Annotated in this window: 13 protein-coding genes; 9 read left to right on the top strand and 4 right to left on the bottom strand. The window is 64.1% G+C overall.

The features are described from left to right. Positions 1-79 precede the first annotated feature (79 nt). The 6 genes from JQ591_RS20295 (at position 80) to JQ591_RS20270 (ending at position 5,457) form a co-directional block, all read left to right on the top strand. Positions 80-1,498, top strand: coding sequence for a circularly permuted type 2 ATP-grasp protein (locus JQ591_RS20295; protein ID WP_211397771.1), 1,419 nt, complete (start codon positions 80-82; stop codon positions 1,496-1,498). 4 nt (positions 1,499-1,502) lie between these two features. Then, complete coding sequence (locus JQ591_RS20290) at positions 1,503-2,447, top strand: alpha-E domain-containing protein (RefSeq protein ID WP_211397770.1); 945 nt, start codon at positions 1,503-1,505, stop codon at positions 2,445-2,447. 67 nt (positions 2,448-2,514) lie between these two features. Then, a complete protein-coding gene (locus JQ591_RS20285; protein ID WP_211397769.1) occupies positions 2,515-3,363 on the top strand; it encodes a transglutaminase family protein in 849 nt (282 codons plus the stop codon). Positions 3,364-3,420: 57 nt separating this feature from the next. Next, positions 3,421-3,828 carry a carboxymuconolactone decarboxylase family protein gene (locus JQ591_RS20280; protein ID WP_211385149.1) on the top strand — a complete coding sequence of 136 codons (408 nt, stop codon included), beginning with the start codon at positions 3,421-3,423 and terminating at the stop codon, positions 3,826-3,828. Between the two features lie 85 nt (positions 3,829-3,913). Beyond that, positions 3,914-4,672: a proteasome-type protease gene (locus JQ591_RS20275; protein WP_211397768.1), complete on the top strand. Its 759-nt coding sequence runs from the start codon at positions 3,914-3,916 to the stop codon at positions 4,670-4,672. Positions 4,673-4,698: 26 nt separating this feature from the next. After that, a complete protein-coding gene (locus tag JQ591_RS20270) occupies positions 4,699-5,457 on the top strand; it encodes an SDR family oxidoreductase (RefSeq protein WP_211397767.1) in 759 nt (252 codons plus the stop codon). A gap of 155 nt (positions 5,458-5,612) precedes the next feature. Here JQ591_RS20270 and JQ591_RS20265 read toward each other — a convergent pair whose 3' ends face one another. Next, entirely contained in the window at positions 5,613-6,851 is a 1,239-nt protein-coding gene (locus JQ591_RS20265; RefSeq protein ID WP_211397766.1) for an MFS transporter, read from the bottom strand. A 158-nt stretch (positions 6,852-7,009) separates the two neighbouring features. Here JQ591_RS20265 and JQ591_RS20260 point away from each other — a divergent pair, with 158 nt between their 5' ends. After that, on the top strand, positions 7,010-8,260 hold the full coding sequence (locus JQ591_RS20260) for a NupC/NupG family nucleoside CNT transporter (protein WP_211397765.1): 1,251 nt from the start codon (positions 7,010-7,012) through the stop codon (positions 8,258-8,260). Positions 8,261-8,273: 13 nt separating this feature from the next. On the opposite strand, the gene JQ591_RS20255 is transcribed toward JQ591_RS20260, so the two are convergent. The 3 genes from JQ591_RS20255 to JQ591_RS20245 all read right to left on the bottom strand — a co-directional run bounded on the left by JQ591_RS20255 (position 8,274) and on the right by JQ591_RS20245 (position 11,815). Next, positions 8,274-9,365 (bottom strand): rhomboid family intramembrane serine protease, encoded by a 1,092-nt coding sequence (locus JQ591_RS20255; protein ID WP_249137325.1) that lies wholly within the window; start codon positions 9,363-9,365, stop codon positions 8,274-8,276. Between the two features lie 299 nt (positions 9,366-9,664). Then, positions 9,665-10,735, bottom strand: a complete 1,071-nt coding sequence (locus JQ591_RS20250) for a threonine aldolase family protein (RefSeq protein WP_211397764.1) — start codon at positions 10,733-10,735, stop codon at positions 9,665-9,667. A gap of 27 nt (positions 10,736-10,762) precedes the next feature. Then, entirely contained in the window at positions 10,763-11,815 is a 1,053-nt protein-coding gene (locus tag JQ591_RS20245; protein ID WP_249137323.1) for an amino acid ABC transporter substrate-binding protein, read from the bottom strand. A gap of 21 nt (positions 11,816-11,836) precedes the next feature. Between JQ591_RS20245 and JQ591_RS20240 the strand changes: the two genes are divergently transcribed. Continuing rightward, complete coding sequence (locus JQ591_RS20240; RefSeq protein ID WP_211397763.1) at positions 11,837-12,757, top strand: LysR substrate-binding domain-containing protein; 921 nt, start codon at positions 11,837-11,839, stop codon at positions 12,755-12,757. Between the two features lie 209 nt (positions 12,758-12,966). Continuing rightward, entirely contained in the window at positions 12,967-15,093 is a 2,127-nt protein-coding gene (locus JQ591_RS20235; protein WP_211397762.1) for a tetratricopeptide repeat protein, read from the top strand. Positions 15,094-15,137 lie beyond the last annotated feature (44 nt).

Raw genomic sequence — 15,137 nt, 5'->3', positions numbered from 1 at the left:
GGCCAGGACGTTGCGGTCTCCACCAAGGCCTGACGACCTGCCAACTGGCGCAGCGCCTTGCGGAGACAAGTCGGGATCTATGGCAGTCGCGTTTGATGAAATGAACATTCCCGGTGGGGACCTTCGCCCTGCCTATCAGGAGCTGGCGCGCTGGCTCAAGGAGACGCCTCCCGAGGCGCTCGAATATCGCCGCCAGGAGGCCGAGCTCCTATTCCGCCGCATCGGCATTACCTTCGCGGTCTACGGGGACTCTGAGTCCACGGAGCGCCTGATCCCCTTCGACGTGATCCCGCGGATCATATCCGGCAAGGAATGGGCGTTGCTGGAGAAGGGCCTGAAGCAGCGCGTGCGCGCGCTCAACCTGTTCCTGCGCGACATCTATCACGGCCGCGACATCCTCCGCGCCGGGATCGTGCCCGACGACCTCATCTTTCAGAACCCGGTCTTCCGTCCCGAGATGAACGGCCAGCAGGTGCCGCACGACGTCTACGTGCACATCGCCGGCATCGACATCGTCCGGGTCGATGCCGAAGACTTCATCGTGCTGGAGGACAATGCCCGCACGCCCTCGGGCGTGTCCTACATGCTGGAAAACCGCGAGATCATGATGCGGCTGTTTCCGGACCTGTTCGCCCGTCACAGGGTGGCGCCGGTCGAACGCTATCCGGACGAGCTGCTATCCGCCCTGCGCTCGGTAGCGCCGCAAAGCGCCTCCGGCGAGCCGACCGTCGCGTTGCTCACGCCGGGCGTCTACAACTCGGCCTATTACGAGCACTCCTTCCTCGCCGACAAGCTCGGTATCGAGCTGGTCGAGGGCCGCGATCTCATCGTCAAGAACAACGAAGTGTTCATGCGGACGACCGAGGGGGTGAAACGGGTCGACGTGATCTATCGCCGCGTCGACGATGACTACCTCGATCCCCTCACCTTCCGCCCCGACTCCGCGCTCGGCGTGCCCGGACTGATGTCGGCCTATGCGGCCGGCAACATCACGCTCGCCAACGCCGTCGGCACCGGCATCGCCGACGACAAGGCGATCTACTCCTACATGCCGGATATCGTGAAATTCTACCTCGGCGAGGAGCCGATCCTGAAGAACGTGCAAACCTGGCGCTGCCGCGAGCCGAAGGATCTCGCCTACGTGCTGGATAATTTGAGCGAACTCGTCGTGAAGGAAGTGCACGGCTCCGGCGGCTACGGCATGCTGATCGGTCCTGCCGCGACCAAGGCGACGATCGAGGCCTTCCGCGAAAAGCTCAAGCGCGAGCCGGAAGGTTTTATCGCCCAGCCGACGCTGGCGCTCTCGACCTGCCCGACCTGCACGGCATCCGGCCTTGCGCCGCGTCACGTGGACCTGCGGCCGTTCGTGCTCACCGGCAGCAAGAGCACCACGATCGTGCCCGGCGGGTTGACACGCGTTGCCCTGAAGGAAGGCTCCCTGGTGGTGAATTCGAGCCAGGGCGGCGGCACTAAAGATACCTGGATCCTGGACGAGTAGAGAGATGCTGTCGCGTACCGCCGAAAACCTCTATTGGCTCGCCCGCTACGTCGAACGGGCCGAGTATCTCGCGCGCACCATCGATGCGACGCTGCGCGTCACCGCGCTTCCCGCCGCCTATATCGGCAAGACCAACGAATGGGACTCGGCGCTTTTGACTGCCGGCGTCGCCGCGAGCTTCTATCAGCAATATGAAGAGGCCAACGAGCACAACGTCGTCGACTACCTCTCGTTCTCGGCGAATAATCCGTCCTCGATCCGGAATTGCATCGAGGCGGCGCGGCTGAATTCGCGCTCGGTGCGCACGGCGCTGACTAGCGAGATGTGGGACACCATCAACTCGGCCTGGATCGAATTGCAGGAGGTCTGGAGCCGAGGGACCTCCACGCGCGAGGATCTCGCAAAGTTCCTGCGCTTCGTGCAGGAGACCTCGCTGCGCTTCGACGGCTCGGCCTACCGGACCATGCTGCGCAACGACGCGTACTGGTTTTCGCGGATGGGCCTGCATCTCGAACGCGCCGACAACACCGCGCGCATTCTCGACGTGAAGTACCATGTGCTGCTGCCCGAGGAGGAGCACGTCGGCGGCCCGCTCGATTTCTACCAGTGGACCTCGATCCTGCGCTCGGTCTCGGCGCTGACGGCCTATCACTGGGTCTATCGCGAGACGCTGAAGCCTTGGCTGATCGCGGATTTGCTCATCCTCAACGATTCGCTGCCGCGTTCGCTCGCAAGCTGCTACGGCAATCTCGTGCGCAATCTCGATCAGATCGGGGTCGCCTATGGCCGCCAGGGCCCGGCCCAGCGTCACGCCCGCGGCATACGCAACCGGCTGGAACACAGCAATATGAACGACATTTTCCAGCATGGCGTGCATGAATTCATTCAAGAATTCATCGCGGACAATTCCAGGCTGGGCGAAATCATCACGAAGCAGTATCTGATCTGATACTGCTGTCATTCCGGGACGCCCGCAGGGCAAGCCCGGAACGACGACGCCAGAGCAACGGTCCACCATGCGCCTGCGAATCCTGCACACCACGACCTATCGCTACGAGCCGCAGGCCACGAGCGTGATCCAGATCCTGCGCATGACGCCCGGCAGCCATGACGGGCAATATGTGGCGGAGTGGCAGATCGACGTGTCGACCGACACCAAGCTCGACACCCACGAGGACGCGTTCGGCAACGTCACCCATGTGCTGTCCTGCGGACCCGTCGGCGACATCAAGATCACCGCCGAGGGCCTGATCGAGACCCACGACACCGGCGGCGTTCTCCGCGGCGCCGATGAGCGCTTTCCGGCCGGCATGTTCTTGCGCGCCACCGACCTCACCTCCGTCAATCCGGCGATGAATGCGGTCGCGCGCCAGCTGCGCAGCGAGGCCGAGAGCGACACGCTCGGCTTCCTGCACACGCTGATGACGCAAATCAGCGATCACATGACCTTCGACGAGGACCCGACCAACAGCGGCACGTCGGCGGCGGAAGCGTTCGCGCTCAAGCGCGGCGTCTGCCAGGACTACGCGCACATCTTCATCGCCTGCGCCCGCAGCGGCGGCGTGCCGGCGCGCTTCGTCTCCGGCCACTTCCTGCGCTCCGACGGCACGGTGCATCAGGACGCGGGCCATGCCTGGGCGGAGGCCTATGTCGACGGTCTCGGCTGGGTCGGCTTCGATCCCGCCAACAGCATCTGCGCCACCGACGCCCACGTCCGCGTCGCGATCGGGCTCGATTATCTCGGCGCCGCCCCCGTGCGCGGCACCCGCTATGGCGGCGGCGCGGAGACGCTGGCGGTGGCCGTGAAGGTCGAGCAGGCCGGCCGCGGTGGCCAGTCGCAATCGCAGTCACAGCGGCAAAGCTGAGCTGAAGCCGCACGCGTGCTATGCTCGCAGGGTCAGACCAGACCTGCGAGGTACCCAATGGCGACCGTGAAGCTGCTTTCGGACGATGAACTCTCCAGCGAGGCCCGCGCCGTCTTCGACGATATCCGAAAAGTGCGGAAGTCGGATTTCGTCAACAATTTCTGGCGCGCGCTGGCGCATGATCCGAAGACGCTGCGGCGGACCTGGGAGAGCATCAAGGAGGTGATGGGTCCGGGCGCGCTCGATCCCAAGGTCAAAGAGATGGTCTATGTCGCGGTCTCGATCGCGCATGGCTGCAGCTATTGCATCCACTCCCACACCGCCGGCGCACGGGCCAAGGGCATGACCGAGGCCGAATACGGCGAGTTGCTCGCCATCGTCGGCATGGCCGCGGAGACCAACCGGCTGGTCACGGCGCTCGGCGTCCCCGTCGATGCGGCGTTTCTCGTCGATGCCGCCGACTGAGGGGCCTCGCCCCCGCGGGATTCGGGGTTGGAGTGGCCCTTGAAATTGGCTAGTAATTCGGCGCAAACGCGTTCGGGGACTGGAAATGACCTATTGTTGCGGAATTCTGGTTCGGGACGGTCTGGTGATGATCGCCGACACCCGCACCAATGCCGGCCTCGACAACGTCTCGACCTTCCGCAAGCTCCACATCTTCTCCAAGCCCGGCGACCGCATCATGGCGATCGCCAGCGCCGGCAACCTCGCCATTAGCCAGTCGGTGCTCTCGACGCTGACCGAGGGCCTCGAAGACCCCAACACGGGTGAGATCGAGACGCTGATGAACGCGCCGACCATGTTCCAGGCCGCCCAGCGCATCGGCCGGGCGATCCGGGCCGTGCACGCGACCGAGGGCCCGGCACTGAGGTCCGAGGACGTGTCGTTCGACGTGTCCTTCCTGTTCGGCGGCCAGATCAACGGCGCGCGCATGCGCCTGTTCATGGTCTACACCGCCGGGAATTTCATCGAATGCACCACCGACACGCCCTATCTGCAGATCGGCGAGCACAAATACGGCAAGCCGGTGCTCGACCGCGCCATGCATTACGACGTCGAGCTCTACGAGGCGCTGAAGACCGGCCTGATCTCGATGGATTCGACGATGCGCTCCAATCTCGGCGTCGGCTTGCCGATCGACGTGCTGGTGGTGCGCGCCGACGCCTGCGAGGCCGATCTCAACCACCGCATCGAGGCAGGCGAGCCCTATTTCCACGATTTGCGCTCACGCTGGTCGGCCGCCTTGCGCGCCGCGCATCAGAACATTCCTCGGCCGCCCTACAAGAACGAAAAAGAATCCAAAACCTGACAGCTTAAGAGAAAAGGCAGGAAACGATGAGTGAAGCGAAAAAGATCGCAGTGGTGACGGGCGCCGGCACCGGAGTCGGGCGCGCGGCGTCACTGGCACTGATGAACACCGGCTTCACCGTGGTGCTCGTCGGGCGCCGGCTCGACATGCTCGAGGAGACGGCCAAGCTCGGCCCCGCGGGAAAAAGCCTCTGCGTCACCGCCGACATGACCAAGCCGGACTCGATCGCCGCGCTGTTTGCCAAGGTCAAGGACACCTATGGCCGGCTCGACGTGCTCTTCAACAACGCCGGCATGGGCGCGCCGCCGGTGAATTTCGAGGATCTCAGCCTCGAGCAGTGGCAGGCGGTGGTGAACACCAATCTCACCGGCCCGTTCCTGTGCACCCAGCATGCCTTCCGCATCATGAAGGACCAGACCCCGCGCGGCGGCCGCATCATCAACAACGGCTCGATCTCGGCGCATGCGCCGCGGCCGTTCTCGGCGGCCTACACCTCGACCAAGCACGCCATCACCGGCCTGACCAAGGCCTCCAACCTCGACGGGCGCATGTACGACATCGCGGTCGGCCAGGTCGACATCGGTAACGCCGCCACCCCCATGACCGACCGCATGGTCAACGGTCCCGGCGTGCTGCAGCCCGACGGCACGTCGAAGCAGGAGCCGCGCATGGATGCGAAAGCGGTCGGCGACGCCGTCGCCTACATGGCCGGCCTGCCGCTCGATGCCAACGTGCTGACCATGACCGTCATGGCGACCAAGATGCCGTTCGTGGGACGGGGCTAGTCGCCGCTCTCGTGCCCCGGACGCAGCGCGGCATGCAATGACGCGCTGCTGAGCCGGGGCCCATGCCTCCGCGATCTCGTTCTTGGCTCTCTGGGTCCCGGCTTAGCGGCGCACCGCTTGCGCGCTGCACCGCGTCCGGGACACGAGACCTTCCCCTACTCCAAACTCTCGACCCGGCGCAGGCTTGGGAACAGCTTCATCCACAACAGCGCCACCGCGACCGTGCAGACGCCGCCCAGCACGGCCGCCGGCATGGCGCCGAACAGTGCGGCTGCGACCCCGCTCTCGAACTGGCCGAGCTGGTTGGAGGCGTTGATGAAGAGGAAGTTCACTGCACCGACCCGGCCGCGCATCTCGTCGGGCGTCGCGAGCTGCACCAGCGAGAAGCGGATCACGACGCTGATCGTATCGGCCGCGCCGAGAACGGCGAGCGCGAGCACCGACAGCCACATCCAGGACGACAGCGCGAACACGATCGTTGCGACGCCGAACACGATGACGGCCTGAAACATGCGCAGGCCCACATGCCGCGAAATGGCGTGACGGGCCAGCACCATGGTCATCAGCAGCGCGCCGACCGCGGGCGCGGCGCGCAGGATCCCGAGTCCGACCGGACCGGTCTGGAGGATGTCGCGGGCATAGATCGGCAGCAGCGCGGTGACGCCGCCGAACAGCACCGCGAACAGATCGAGCGAGATGGTGCCGAGGATCGCCGGATTGCTGCGGATGAAGCGGACGCCGGCGAAGATATTGTCGGCGCCTGCCATATCCTTGGCCATCGCCTGCGGGCGCGGCCGGATGAAGCCGGTCAGGATCATCCCAAAGATCCAGAACAGCACCATCACGGTGTAGGCGAGATGCGGTGCGACTGCGTAGGCGAAGCCGCCGAGCGCCGGGCCGGTAATGGTCGCGACCTGCGCCGCGCCGCTCGAGACGGCGGTGGCGCGCTGGAGTGATCCCTGCGGCGCGATCAGCGGCAGCAGCGCCGCGGTGGTCGGGCTCTCGAACGCGCCGGCAATGCCGAGCACGAAGGTCGCGACAAAGATCTGCACCTCGCCGACCCCGCCGAGATAGGTGATGATCGCGAGATAGAGGGCGGTCGCGGCCTCCACGAGCTGGCAGAGCTGGACCACGCGCTTGCGCTCGTAGCGGTCGGCGGCATGGCCGGCGACGAACACCAGCAGCGCGGTGGGCAGGAATTGCACGAGGCCGACCATGCCGAGGTCGAAGGCCGAGCCGGTGAGATCGTAGATCTGCCAGCCGATCGCCACCGCCGCGATCTGGCTGGAGAAACGCGACAGGCTGCGCGAGAGCAGAAAGAACAGGAAGGCGCGATGGGAGAGGAGCGCGCGGGCACTGACCGGCCGATCCGCCGACACTGACTGCTCTGGCATCGCCTCTTGGGTCACGCTCGGACTATCCGGCTCCTGGTGTCGACGTGCTCCGCGTGGCTGACGCGGACCTGCTTGTCAACAGCGGGACGCTCCGACAATCTCCCGGCATTGCGTTTGCAACGCAGGGGTGGCCATAATCATCGGGGTTTGGGGACATCATGCTGCGGCTGCAATCGGCACTCGGCGTTTTCGCATTGCTGTTGATCGCCTTGGTCCTGAGCGAGAATCGCCGCGCGGCCTCGCTGCGCCAGGCGGCGATCGGCCTCGTCGCCACCTTCGCCACCGCGATCGTTCTGCTGAAGGTGCCGGTCGTCGCGCGCGCCTTCGGTGCCATCAACGAGGCGGTGGGCGCGATCTCGGCGGCCTCGCGCGCCGGCTCCTCCTTCGTGTTCGGCTATGTCGGTGGCGGGCCCCTGCCCTTCGATCTGAAGGTGCCGGGTGCCGATTTCATCCTGGCGTTCCAGGCGTTGCCGCTCGTGCTGGTCATGAGCGTGCTGACGACGCTGCTGTTCTATTGGCGCGTGCTGCCGCCGGTCGTGCGCGGCATGGCCTGGCTGCTGGAGCGGACGCTCGGCGTCGGCGGCGCGGTCGGGCTCTCGACCGCGGCCAACATCTTTCTGGGGATGGTCGAGGCGCCGCTGTTCGTGCGGCCTTATCTCGCGCAGATGACCCGCAGCGAGTTGTTCCTGGTGATGACCGGCGGCATGGCCGGCATCGCCGGCACGGTGCTGGTGCTCTATGCGACGCTCCTTGCTCCCCTCATTCCGGACGCAGCCGCGCATTTCGTCATCGCCTCCGTGCTGGGCGCGCCGGCCGCGATCCTGGTCAGCCTCATCATGGTGCCGGAGATCTCCGACAAGCGCACCGGCGGCGCACTGGAGGACCCCGAGACGGAGGTCTCCGGCACGATGGACGCGATCGTGAAAGGGACCGGCGCGGGGATCGAGCTGCTGATCAACATCGTCGCAATGCTCTTGGTGCTGGTGGCGCTGGTCTATCTCGTCAATGCGATCCTCGGCCTGCTGCCTGATATCGGCGGCGCCGCGATCTCGTTGCAGCGCCTGCTCGGCCTCGTGATGGCGCCGGTGTGCTGGCTGATGGGATTGCCGTGGGACCAGGCGATCACCGCCGGCAGCCTGATGGGCACGAAAACCGTGCTGAACGAATTGATCGCCTATGTCGACTTCTCGAAGCTGCCGCCCGGCACGCTCGATCCGCGATCGCGCCTGATCATGCTCTATGCGATGTGCGGCTTCGCCAATTTCGCCAGCCTCGGCATCATGATCGGCGGTCTCGGCGTGATGGCGCCGGAACGGCGCGTGGAGATCAACGCACTCGGGCTGAAGTCGATCGTATCGGGAACGCTGACGACGTGCTTGATGGGAGCGGTGGTGGGGGTGTTGAGCTAGCTCTCTCCGCTCGTCACTCCGGTCGACCGCACAACTTCGACTTCTGCAATATGCGCCGCACCTCAGGCAGCTTGGCACGGCACGGCTCGTCCGCCATGGCCTTCGCCTCGCTGTTTCGTCCCTGCGCCCACAGCAACACCGCCATCAAGCCCTGCGCCCCGATCCGCACCTGTCCACCCGCCACATCCGAAGCGGCGAGCGACATGGCGGTTCGCGCTTCTGTTTCGGCGGCACTGAGGTTCGCTTTTTCCAGGAAGAAGACCGCACGGAACAGATGAGCCCGCGGGTCTTTCGGATAGCGGGTGACGAGGTCTAAAGACCGGCTCGTCATCTCGCCAGCGTTCGGCGGCACTTCCGATGCGCGGATATACTGCACGGCATCGGCCATGTAGGACGAATAATGGGCGGCGGCGAAGCCTGCGCAGATCAGAGATCCGACGAAGCCTGCGAGCAACACCATGCCGGCGCTCCGCGGCAGGCTGTCATAGGACCAGAAGGCGAGCCACGGCATGATGGCAAGCGCGCCGCCGGCCAGCGCACCGCCTGCATGCGCGTAATAGTTGACATTGCCGGAAGCGCCAAAGGCAAGCGGCAGCAGTGCAGGAACGCCGAAGAAGAGCGACGTCTTCAGTCTCGACATTGTTTGCTCTGCGTCCGCCTCTGGCTCGAAGCTCGCGACGAACAGCGCCGCGATGAGCCCGGTAATGGCGCCGGACGCACCAACGCTCACGGAGCCGGGGCCATTGCCCAGGAGCGAGCCGACCTCCCCGGCCACGGCACTGGCGACGAAGATCAGCGAAAACCAGCCACGACCGATCAGGCTCTCCAGCCTGACGCCGACGATGAACAGGGCAACGCAGTTGCCTATGAGGTGTCCATTGCTGCCATGCAAAAGCGGCGCAAGGCCGATCCGCCACCACTCGTTCCTTCCGACAACAAGATCGTAGCCGGACGCGCCCTGGGCGATCAGCGAGCGGACATCGAGTGAGCCGTCCGGCCCAATGTCCATGGCGAGACTGCGTTGCAGGGCGTAGATCAGAAGCAGAGAGAAAATCAGGCCGATGGTGAGGAAAGGAATATCGGCCAGAAGCTTGTTGTCCCCCAAAAGCGTCCCCTCACTGGGCAGGGGCCGGGGAGCTATCGGTGCGGCGACCGGTTGAAGCGGTGCGGGTTGAAACGATCCTCTCGGAGAAGGCGCTACGACGCCGCGTCGGCCAAAAGTGTTGGTCGCCATGAAAACATGTCCCGCATTTTCACAGCCTTGAGTTGACGCGAGAGGTATTTTCGACTGGTTACCGCCCGCCCTGCGGGACGGCTGAAACCATCCGATTGGTAACTGCCCGGTTTCACGGATCGGGCGCCTTCTAACGATCGGCTGATCGTGAGTGCTGAGCTAAGCCCTCTCTAAGCCAAGACTCCGGCCACGGTGCGAAATGCCATAATTGCGCGATCAATGTCCGCATCGCCGATATGGCGATGGGTCACACAACGCAAGCGATGCTTGCCCCAGGGCCTCGCCCTCAGGCCCGCCCTTTCGAGAGCCCCGGACCACGCGGCGCTGTCGCGCCCGGAGAGAGAGACATCGACCTGCACGATATTCGTCTGCGGGATTGTCGCGCTGAGCCTTGGATGCATCCCGTTCAACGCATCACTCAGGGCTCGCGCACGCCGGTGATCCTCGCCCAGACGCGCACCCATGACCTCAACGGCCTCAAGGCCGGCTGCGGCCAGGACGCCGATCTGGCGCTGCGTGCCTCCCAGCATGCGGCGAAACCTGCGGCTGCTGTCGATCACCGCGCGCGGCCCGGCGAGCACGGCACCGGCGGGTGCGCTCAGGCCCTTCGACAGACACAGAGAAACCGTGTCGCAATGTCTCGCAACCTCGGCCGGCGTCGTTTCAAGGGCGACGGCGGCGTTGAACAGCCGCGCGCCGTCGAGATGCACCGGGACACCGCGGGCCGAGGCCATGGCGTGCACGGCCTGCATATGATCCAGCGGCAATACGGCGCCGCTCGCGTTGTTGTGCGAGGTTTCCATTGCGACAAGAGCGGTCCCGAGCTTGAGCCCTTCGCCCTGCAGGGCGTCCTCCAGCAAATTCAGGTCCATTGCGCCGGCGGTGCCGGCAATTGCGAGGTAGAACTGCCCCGTAAACGTCGCCGCCCCTCGTTCCGAGGTGTACATATGGGCATTCGATTCCAACACGATCTGTTCGCTGCGCTGCGACTGCGCCAGCGTCGCCAGCAGATTGGCCATGGTGCAGCTCGGCACAAACAGGCCGGCGTCCTTGCCCAACGCCGCGGCTGCGACGGCCTCCAGCTCCTGCACCGTGGGGTCACCGTCCAGCCCGTCATCGCCGAGCGGCGCAGAGGCCATGCGGGCATACATCGCCTCGGTCGGCTTGGTGACCGTATCGCTGCGCAGGTCGATGGGTGGCAACCCGGCGCCCGCTGGATTCGTGTCGTGTTGATGTGCCATTGCGAGACCTCTAGAGCGCTTGTCGCGTCATTCGTAGACTGCCGGGTCGCCGGAATCGGTCGGGTTGGCCAGCGCCCGCTTGAGGGCGTCGCTCATTGGAAATTTCAGGTTGAGGCCATGCGGTGGGATTGGTGAATTGAAATATTTGTCGTAGAGCGCCGCAATCTGCCCGCTCTTCATCAGGTCGATCACGGCATCGTCGACCACCTTCTTGAAAGCAGGATCATCCTTGGGTTCGACGATGCCATAGGGCGCCGTCTCGAGACTCTTGCTACCGATCAGGAATTCATCCGGCGTTCTGGACGAGGCGACCGTGGCAAATGCGAGACCGTCATCGTTGGCGGTGCCAGCCACCCGGCCCGTCGACACCAACAAGAAGGTCTCGGCGGTGTCCTTGGCCGGCACCACCGTGATGCCGAGATTGTTCTTGGCGTTGATCAGCGTAATCACCTTGAAAGTCTGGCCGCCGGCTTGGGCGGCGATGGCCTTGCCGCGAAACGAAGCCGGGTCGTTGACATCGACCCCGCCATCCTTGCGCGCGACGAGGACGACCTGCGCAACGAAGGTGGTGGGAGCAAAGGCAACGAGCTTATGCCGCTCGACATTATTGGTCGTGTTGCCGCATTCGAGATCGATCGTACCGTTGGCGAGCAGCTGAATACGTGTCGCCGAGGTGATGGGGTTATAGCGAATCTCGAGCTTGGGGAGCTTGAGGGCCGTCTTGATCGCCTGCACCACCTGTTCACAGATTTCCACGGTGTAACCGATCGGCTTCTGGTTACCGTCGAGATAGGCGAAGGGCACCGAGGTCTCCGGGTACCCCAATGTGATCGAGCCGCTCTCTCGGATCTTGTCCAGCCTGCTCGCACCCTGGGCCATGGCCTCGCTGGAAAGAAGAACACCAGCGACGGTCGCCGCGGCCAGTGCCTTGATCATTGTCGCTTTCATATGTCCCCTCTTGTCGCGAATGTCGGTGACGCCGTCCACGGTGGGTGAGCAACGACAGGACAGCTCCGTGCGAACGGCTTCATGCTCTGGACTATCGTCCAAAAGCGCGATCTGATGAAATTCCAGTTTCATACTCTCCTATACGGATTTGATATGGCCACCAGACGCATGGGCCTGAAGCATGTGGAGGCTTTTCGGGCGGTCTTCGTGACGGGATCGATGACGCAGGCGGCTCAGCGCATGCATACCTCGCAGCCCCAGATCAGCCGCCTGATCGGACAGCTGGAAGCGATCACGCAATTCCCGCTGTTCGACCGCAGTGGCGGCCGCCTCCGCCCGACGGTGGACGGATCGCGCTTTTTCCAGGAAGTCGAGAAGACTTTCATCGGCTTGGCGGGACTGGAGGCCAGCGCAGCCAGCATCCGCTCGTTCGGTATGGGTCGGTTAAGCGTTGCGGCGATGCCGCGCCTGGCCGGCGGCCTGCTGACACGCATCGCGGCACGCTTCAAGGTGGACTATCCGCACGTGATGATCTCGATCCGATCCGGCACGGCGAGCGCCGTGCTCGACTGGGTCAGTTCCGGGCTTTGCGACACCGGATTGGCGATGCTCTACGGCGAGGTTGCGGGGGTGCATGTCGAGCCGGTGCTCAAGACCCGTTGCGTCGCGATCATGCCGAAGGCGCATCGTCTTGCGCAGAAGAAGACGCTGCGGCCTGCCGATTTCGCCGACGAGGCCTTCATCTCCTTCGCCACGGGGAGTCCACTCCACGATCGCATCGATACGATCTTCGCGCAGGCGGGCGTCACGCGCCGCATTGTCGCGGAGACTGATCTGGGCGCATCGGTCTGTGCCCTGGTCGCGGCGGGCCTCGGCATCAGCATCATCAACCCGATTGCCGCGCATGACGAAAGCTCTGGCGCGGCTCTGATCACGCGCCCGTTCAACCCGGCTGTCCCTGTTACGATCGCACTGCTCTATCCACCTTATGCCGCGCGCGGCCGGTTGATCGATGCCTTCAGCGAATATGCTCGCAAGGTCATGAGCGCGGAATTGGGCTATCTCGAGCGGTAGTGGGCCGATCCGCCGCGAGGAAATCAACGCGCTCGGGCTGAAGTCGATCGTGTCGGGGACGCTAACGACGTGTTTGATGGGAGCGGTGGTGGGAGTGTTGACGCAAAGCTTGCGTGAGGCTTGCGTCCACGTAGCCCAGATGGAGCGCAGCGCAATCCGGACAATACTTCCATGTTAATCTCGACCGGAGATTCGGATGGAATTGATTCATGAGCGACAGCGTCGGCCAGCGTGCATTTCAAAATGCCCGGCTTCAGAAACGGCAAAAAGCCGAGGTGGGGCCGTTGCTCGCGCGCGCCCTCCAGCTGCACAAGGCGGGACTTCTCCGCGAGGCGAAGGCGGCCTATCGCGAACTCCTGGAGCTCGCGCCCAACCAATTCATCGCGCTTCATTTGCTGGGCGCTTTGGAGTCTGAGGCCAAAAACTATCAGCAGGCCCAAGTTCTGCTGAGCCGGGCGGTTGCCGTGGATCCGCGATCTGCCGAAGCTCATATGAGCCTAGGCGTCGCGCTAAACGGGCTGGAACGCCACAATGAGGCCCGCGAGAGCTATCGAAAGGCCCTCGCCTTGCGACCCAACTACGCCTTAGCCCTGTCCAATCTCGGTAACGCAAGCGCGGCCCTTGAACTTTACCAGGAAGCACTCGATAGCTACGACAAGGCGCTCGCAATCGACGGAAAACTTTCCGAAGCCCATAACGGCCGGGGTTGGGCGCTCTGCCGTCTGCGCGCCTATGACGAGGCTATCGCAAGCTTAAACCGCGCGCTGTCGATCAAGCCTGACTATGCCTCGGCGCTGTCGACCCGCGCCGTTGCATTGCGGGAACTTCAACGATTTGACGAAGCCATGGCGGATTGCAATCGGGCAATCGCCCTGGCACCCGACGACGCGAATGGGTGGCTCTGGCGGGCCAGCATCTTGCTTCTGACACGGAGAGTTGCCGAGGCATTGTCCGATTGCGAGAAGGCTCTCGCGACCGATCCCGGCTTCTCTCAGGCCCACAGCCTGCTCGGCCAATGTCTTGCGGTACTTGGCCGGGTCGACGAAGCCCTCGCCAGTTTCGACAGAGCTCTCGACATCCAGCCTGACGCGAGTACGATCTCCAGCAAGATATTCACCCTCGATTTCATGGCGGACGCCAGCGTTGCGCAGCATCAGCAAGCGCGGCGTGTATGGTGGGAGCAGATCGGTGCGAAGATCGCTTCAGCAGCGGCGGGACCGCATGATAACAGCCGCGATCCGGACCGCCGTCTGGTGCTGGGTTATGTCTCGTCGGATTTTCACGCACATTCGGCGGCGTTCATTTTCAAGCCGGTCCTGCAGCACCATGATCGGGCACAGTTCGAGATCGTGTGCTACTCTTGTTCGCCGAAAACGGATGCGACGACCAGCGAATTTCAAGGGATCGCCGATCGCTGGCGCGACGCCTCGCAATGGACCGACGATCGCCTCGCCGCTCAGATCCGCGCCGATGGCGTCGATATCCTGATCGATCTGTCCGGCCATACCAGCGGAAACCGCCTCGGTGTGTTTGCGCGCAAGCCGGCACCGGTCCAGGTGCATGGCTGGGGCCACGGTACCGGCACCGGGCTGCCGACGATCGATTATCTGCTCTCGGACCCGGTCGCGATTCCTGTCGCGGTTCGGCATCTGTTTGCGGAGACCATCGTCGACCTGCCGTGCTTTGTAACGTTAGCGCCGCTGCCGACTGGGATTGCGCGGGCGCCAACGCCGGCGATTGCGAACGGCTTCATCACATTCGGTGTCTTCAACCGCATCAGCAAGATTTCGGACGAGGCAGTGAAAGTCTGGTCCAGGATTCTCGAGCGGGTGCCGGGTTCGCGACTGCTGATCAAGGATACTGCGCTGGACGCTCAGCTGGTCCGCGACAATCTGCTGGCGCGGTTTTCAGCTTGCCGGTTGCCGGCGGAACGCGTCGATCTGCTCGGAGCCACCTCGCGAGACGAACATCTGGCATCGTTCAATCGCGTCGATATTGGCCTCGACCCGTTTCCGCAGAATGGCGGCGTCAGCACCTGGGAAGCATTGCAGATGGGCGTGCCGGTGGTGGCCAAGCTCGGTAACAGTCTGCCTAGCCGTGCTGCCGGCTCCATCCTCACCGCGCTTGGCCTGCCGGACTGGGTCGCGGATAGCGATGAGGCGTATGTCGAAATCGCGACTGCCCGCGGGTCGCAGATCGGCGACCTCGAGAAGTTGCGCAGCGAACTGCCCGGACAGATCAAGGCTGCGGCCGCCGGCAATCCCGTCTCATACGCGCAAGCGGTGGACGATGCCTATCGCGCGATGTGGAAACGCTATTGCAACGACGGCGGCTGATCTCCTCCTCAATGGCCCGACCTTTTGGAGCTGCGAGGCGATCG

Source organism: Bradyrhizobium canariense (genome assembly GCF_018130465.1).
Lineage (GTDB): Bacteria > Pseudomonadota > Alphaproteobacteria > Rhizobiales > Xanthobacteraceae > Bradyrhizobium > Bradyrhizobium canariense_C.
This window is presented reverse-complemented; position numbering and strand designations above follow the sequence as displayed.

Coding starts and splice junctions, on each gene's coding strand:
- JQ591_RS20295 (WP_211397771.1), top strand. CDS start 80: ATGGCAGTCGCGTTTGATGAAATGAACATTCCCGGTGGGGACCTTCGC.
- JQ591_RS20290 (WP_211397770.1), top strand. CDS start 1,503: ATGCTGTCGCGTACCGCCGAAAACCTCTATTGGCTCGCCCGCTACGTC.
- JQ591_RS20285 (WP_211397769.1), top strand. CDS start 2,515: ATGCGCCTGCGAATCCTGCACACCACGACCTATCGCTACGAGCCGCAG.
- JQ591_RS20280 (WP_211385149.1), top strand. CDS start 3,421: ATGGCGACCGTGAAGCTGCTTTCGGACGATGAACTCTCCAGCGAGGCC.
- JQ591_RS20275 (WP_211397768.1), top strand. CDS start 3,914: ATGACCTATTGTTGCGGAATTCTGGTTCGGGACGGTCTGGTGATGATC.
- JQ591_RS20270 (WP_211397767.1), top strand. CDS start 4,699: ATGAGTGAAGCGAAAAAGATCGCAGTGGTGACGGGCGCCGGCACCGGA.
- JQ591_RS20265 (WP_211397766.1), bottom strand. CDS start 6,851: ATGCCAGAGCAGTCAGTGTCGGCGGATCGGCCGGTCAGTGCCCGCGCG.
- JQ591_RS20260 (WP_211397765.1), top strand. CDS start 7,010: ATGCTGCGGCTGCAATCGGCACTCGGCGTTTTCGCATTGCTGTTGATC.
- JQ591_RS20250 (WP_211397764.1), bottom strand. CDS start 10,735: ATGGCACATCAACACGACACGAATCCAGCGGGCGCCGGGTTGCCACCC.
- JQ591_RS20245 (WP_249137323.1), bottom strand. CDS start 11,815: ATGAAACTGGAATTTCATCAGATCGCGCTTTTGGACGATAGTCCAGAG.
- JQ591_RS20240 (WP_211397763.1), top strand. CDS start 11,837: ATGGCCACCAGACGCATGGGCCTGAAGCATGTGGAGGCTTTTCGGGCG.
- JQ591_RS20235 (WP_211397762.1), top strand. CDS start 12,967: ATGAGCGACAGCGTCGGCCAGCGTGCATTTCAAAATGCCCGGCTTCAG.